Raw genomic sequence first — 4,764 nt, forward strand, 5'->3', positions numbered from 1 at the left:
TTCTCGCAATGACGGAGGGGATCTGTGCGACAGGGACAATCTGTGCGACAGGGACTATCTGTGCGACAGGGACGGGGACAATCCATGCGATGGGGACTGGATTGCCGCGGTCGTACCTCCCTCGCAATGACGGGGATAATCTGTGCGACAGGGACTGGATTGTCCCCATTCCCCATCGCATGGATTTCGCATGGATTACCGCGGTCGTACCTCCCTCGCAATGACGGAGGAGAATTGCCATTCGCCGCCGCGGCGGCGCGTGCATTAAAAAAATAAAAATAAAAAACAAAACATAAAACATAAAACATAAGAATTCGGGACGTCGCTGTCATGATATCACAAAGTGCCAATATTTTCAAGTCCTTGCGTTCATCGCGAATTTTAAAAAAACCGGCCGCGGGATCTTAAAGAGGCGCAAAGAAATAAAAAAATCGGCCGCGCGCCTTTTCGGCGGCGGTCAATTCGGTTTCGCGGGTTCAAAGTGATTTCGCGATTCCGCGTTATTTGATTTTCAGTTTGCAGACAATCGACGCCGGATCGCTTGCCGAGACCCAGAAGCTGTTTTCGTCTTTTTGGAGCGTGATCGTGAATACCAGTTCCAGACAGCCGTCGGTGTCCGTATCGAGGGAGGGAAGATCCTTCACGGCTACGGTCAGCGCCGCCTGCAGAATTTTCCCCGGCTGTACGATGTTGGTGCTTTTTTTGACCGCCCACCCGTTCTCCGTCAAATCTTTCAGGTAGCGCTCCGCGTCGAGGCCCCCGAAGACAGGCATTTGGAGGACGCTGCAGGTGCCGTCCTTTTTCGATTCGACGATCCAGCAGGTCACCATGGCCGCGATGTCTCCGTCGTTTTGGACGATGAACAGATTGCCGTCATACAGAATGCGGACGTTCCCGACGGTGACGTAAGCGCCGGGTTGATACGTCTCGCCCGCTTTGAGCGCATAGGGGGTCAGCTTCTGCCAGGAGGTGTCCTCGGCCGGCAATGCGGCCGACCGGGCGGAAGCGGGCGCGGGACCGCTTTGCGCGGGTACGGAGGAAACCGCGGGCGCGGAGGAAACCGCGGGCGCGGAAGAAACTGCCGGTGCCGAAGGTTCGGAGACCATAGTCAGCGGGACACCCGGATCGGGCACATCATGGATCATCCGATAACTGTTTGACCGGGAAACCGAACCCGCCGCGGAGCTCGCCGCGGAGCTCGCCGCTTCGCTTTCCGGGTCGTTCAGCATCTTGATGTCTTTCGTACCGCCGGTTTTGGACGGCTGCGGTTCGGAAACAACGCTTTGCGCCGCGGGCGCAGCGTCCGATGAGGAATCGGTCAGCGCGAGAATTTTCTGCATGCTGCCGGTGACCGCGGCCGCGCAGCCCAAAAACAAAACCAAAGCGAATAACGACGGGATGATGATTTTTTTCAACGGACGCTCCTCTTTTGCAAACCGGCCTCGGAGGCCTTCGGCCGGGAAAAACCGATGTGACACCGGTATCTGTTTCGTTTCTGTTGATATTCACACGGATTCGGTTTTCCGCCTGTTTCGGCAACAGGTCTCTTTCTGTCTGACGCCATCATAGCACAGCGCGCCGATGATTTCAAGGTCTTCGATATTTCCCCACGGAATATGCTGTTTTTTTGCTCAGCGGGACGCGTAATAGCGGATGGCTTTTTCGGCGAGATCCACGGTGACGCCGAACTGCTCCGCGACCTGCCAGGGCGTGACATAGCCGTTTCGCGCGAAACGGTCGAGACGGTCTTTTTCGATCAGCATCCGGACCGCGCACCGGTCGGCCACGGCCTCGGCTTTGCGGACGACCGCGCCGTCCGCGTTGAGCGGATAAAAAGAACCGGTCTCGATATGCCCGATCTCGTGCGCGAGATCGCACAGCTCGCCGGCTTCGTCTTCGAGTTTGTCCGTATTCATCGCGATGTCGCCCTGCGGCGTGGACATCGACCGGATCACCCTGAACGGGAAATACCAGATATTATACCCTCTCGCGTCCGCAAGCCGATAGATTTCCCCGAGCGTCACTCTGCTGGCCGTCCTTTCACAAATCAAGTTGAAAAAGCAGGCCCCGTTCGGAGCGGCCGGGGGCCGGACTTCAACTCTCTGCGCAACTGATGATAGCAAACGCGCAGTACCATAAACAGGTCATGACGTTTGTTTTGAAGTTTTCTTCATTCGCGGGCGATGAAAGCAAAATTTAATCATAAACAAACGGGCGATTCATAATCGCCCCTACAAAATCTTCGGGATTTGTCTTCAAAAGAATCAAAAACATAGATCAATCTGCGGTTCTGCCGGATCATAAATAAAAAATCCCGGCAAGCAAAGAAAGCGCCAAAGCGTAATAGTGATACCATTTCTTTTTCGTTTTGAAAAGCAGAAACGCGCTTACCGCAATCACAATCGCGATTAATACGCCCGCGAGGACCGGCATTTCGTACAGCGTGACGCCCGCCGCGATCAGAAAGGTTCCGACAGAACCCGTCAATACGCTGGCCTTGATCCAATCGGGGAGTTTCGAGCCGTAAATCAATACGCCGGCCGCAAGCCAGACGATGCCGTATATGACGCGCAGCGAAGAAACGAAATGAAAGGCACCGTCCTTCGACATCGCCTCAAGCGCCCGGAAAATAAGATAATACCAGACGTAAGACGACGCGAGAACGACCGGACCGCAGACGGTGACAAGCAAAACGGTTTTAATGATTTCAAACGTCTTTTTCATTTTTCATAGTTCCGGTATTTATCGATTCAACCCCGGGGCTCGTTCAGCGGGGGTGATTTTTGAGCCAATCCTCCGGATCGGCGCCCTGAATGGTGACGATGCGCACAAACGGCCATCGCTCTTTCAGGGATTTGCCGCCGAAGATTTTGGCCTCGGCCAGCTCCTCGGCGGTATCGAACTCGCAGCCGTCGGGAACGTCGCAAAAGCCCACCCAATACGGCTTTTCGTATTCGGACTGGAACCCTATGTAATGTTCGTCTTCTTTCGGGTCGTCCGAAAAGTAGAAGCAGGTCTCGTCGATCGAAACCCCGTCTTTCAGGTGGAGAAAGAAAAATTCGTAATCGAGCGTTTCCATGTTGGCGCCTCCCCGAAAACAGTTGTCATAATACGTTTATATCATCATAACACGAGATGTAATATTTGGCAAGGGGCGATCGTGTAGGGGCGATTATCAATCGCCCGCGGGGTAAAAACCCAGTAGGGGCGCTACGGACTGCGAGTCCGCACAGACTTCGGTCCGCACAGACTTCGGTCCGCACGGGCTACGGCCCGCCCGCCTTTCCCGCCGCGTGAAATGCGGAGACAATCCGAATCCGTCATTGCGAGCGTCATCGCGGCAATCAAATGCTGCGGCAATCCGGTACGTATGTCTGTGGGACAGGGACGGGGATAATCTATGCGAAATCCACGCGGCGTGTGCGGGATAAAATCACGCGTATATCCTCATGCAATGACGGAAGTAATCCGGCGATGGAGACTGGATTGCTTCGTCGCAGCGCGTGGGCAGAGCCACACGCTTTTCCTCGCAATGACGGGGTTTTTACTCCCCATTCTCCAAAATGGGCAGTTGGCCGGGGATTTTGGTTTGTTCCATATGCACCCGGTTGCGGCCTGCGCGCTTTGCGGCATAGGCGGCCTGGTCCGCCCGGTCGATGACCGTCTCATAATTTCGGACCTGTTCTTTGCCGCAGCAGACAACGCCGATGCTGACGGTGGTGTGATTGCCGTCCATATCCGCGCTCTGCACGGCGATCCGCAAACTGTCGGCAACGGACTGCAGTTCGTCTTCGCTGTAGCCGTAGGCGAAAGCCAAAAACTCCTCGCCGCCGTAGCGATAAAAATCCAGCCGGAAGTTTTGGGCGAATTTTGTCAGGATCTCCCCGAAGCGGTTCAGGCATTTATCACCGGCGGCGTGGCCGCAGCGGTCGTTGAATTCTTTGAAGTTGTCGATGTCGAGCATCATGACGCCGGACGGCTTTTCCGAGTTCTCGGTCTCGAGATACGCCAGCGCCTCAAAGAGCTTGCGGCGGTTAAAAAGGCCCGTGAGCACATCGGTCACTTTTTCGATGACGAGCAGCCGCCTTGCTTCGAAACTCTCCAAACGAACCTGTATCATCATTCTGCCGAGAAAGCATCCGAGAACCGATGCGCACAGGCAATTGAGCAAATCGATCATCGCATTTGCGGGTTTGAAATGTAACGCCAGCGCGGTATGCACCGCCAGCCAGAAGACCAAAAACAGATAGATCCGGCGGGGACGGTCGATGAAGCTGAGCGGCATGATGGCGAACCCGCCTAACAATATGGTCGCGCGCATATCGGGTGTGTGAATGACGCTGAGATAGATCCCGAACAGGAACAGGACCGAAAAAGCGGCATACAGCCCGAAAAGCGAATGCTTTTTGACGGCCGGGATTTTAAACAGCAGGAACAGGATGAAGTAAGACGCAAACGTCAGCAGGTAAGCGGGGGTGGCGTCGATCTCTTTCACGCTGAAGAGCGAAGCTGCCAGCGGCAGCAAGGACAGCGCCCATCCGACGGGCAGCAAAGTGGACAGCGTCTTTTCGTTATACTCGTCGATGGCTGAGCGGTTTTCGGGTGAGAGCCGCTGATAGATTTTTTCCTGATTCCCAAAAAAGTTTGACCGGTTTTTCATATGTTTTTACCTCTTGCGTTTTGTAAAGACGGGGTTTCGATGTTTAATGCGGCAATAGGGTTTGCATGGTGAAATCAACCTTTTGTGAACGTTGTTCGGGTCGA

The 4,764-nt window shown here is 54.6% G+C and carries 5 protein-coding genes; all 5 read right to left on the reverse strand.

What is annotated here, in order from left to right; all coding sequences use genetic code 11:
- Nucleotides 1–500 precede the first annotated feature (500 nt).
- The 5 genes from PKH29_11790 to PKH29_11810 all read right to left on the reverse strand — a co-directional run bounded on the left by PKH29_11790 (nt 501) and on the right by PKH29_11810 (nt 4,660).
- Nucleotides 501–1,415 carry a hypothetical protein gene (locus tag PKH29_11790; GenBank protein ID HNX15519.1) on the reverse strand — a complete coding sequence of 305 codons (915 nt, stop codon included), beginning with the start codon at nt 1,413–1,415 and terminating at the stop codon, nt 501–503.
- A gap of 216 nt (nt 1,416–1,631) precedes the next feature.
- Nucleotides 1,632–2,024: a hypothetical protein gene (locus PKH29_11795; protein HNX15520.1), complete on the reverse strand. Its 393-nt coding sequence runs from the start codon at nt 2,022–2,024 to the stop codon at nt 1,632–1,634.
- A gap of 274 nt (nt 2,025–2,298) precedes the next feature.
- Nucleotides 2,299–2,724, reverse strand: a complete 426-nt coding sequence (locus PKH29_11800) for a hypothetical protein (GenBank protein HNX15521.1) — start codon at nt 2,722–2,724, stop codon at nt 2,299–2,301.
- Nucleotides 2,725–2,767: 43 nt separating this feature from the next.
- Entirely contained in the window at nt 2,768–3,079 is a 312-nt protein-coding gene (locus PKH29_11805) for a hypothetical protein (GenBank protein ID HNX15522.1), read from the reverse strand.
- Nucleotides 3,080–3,544: 465 nt separating this feature from the next.
- The gene (locus tag PKH29_11810) at nt 3,545–4,660 is read right to left on the reverse strand and encodes a GGDEF domain-containing protein (protein HNX15523.1); all 1,116 of its coding nucleotides are present in this window, start codon (nt 4,658–4,660) and stop codon (nt 3,545–3,547) included.
- Nucleotides 4,661–4,764 lie beyond the last annotated feature (104 nt).

This window comes from Oscillospiraceae bacterium (assembly GCA_035353335.1).
In the GTDB taxonomy this organism is placed as follows: domain Bacteria; phylum Bacillota; class Clostridia; order Oscillospirales; family JAKOTC01; genus DAOPZJ01.

Bases quoted from the DNA above. Each gene is read 5' to 3' on its own strand.
- PKH29_11800 (HNX15521.1), bottom strand. From the start codon at position 2,724: ATGAAAAAGACGTTTGAAATCATTAAAACCGTTTTGCTTGTCACCGTC.
- PKH29_11805 (HNX15522.1), bottom strand. From the start codon at position 3,079: ATGGAAACGCTCGATTACGAATTTTTCTTTCTCCACCTGAAAGACGGG.
- PKH29_11810 (HNX15523.1), bottom strand. From the start codon at position 4,660: ATGAAAAACCGGTCAAACTTTTTTGGGAATCAGGAAAAAATCTATCAG.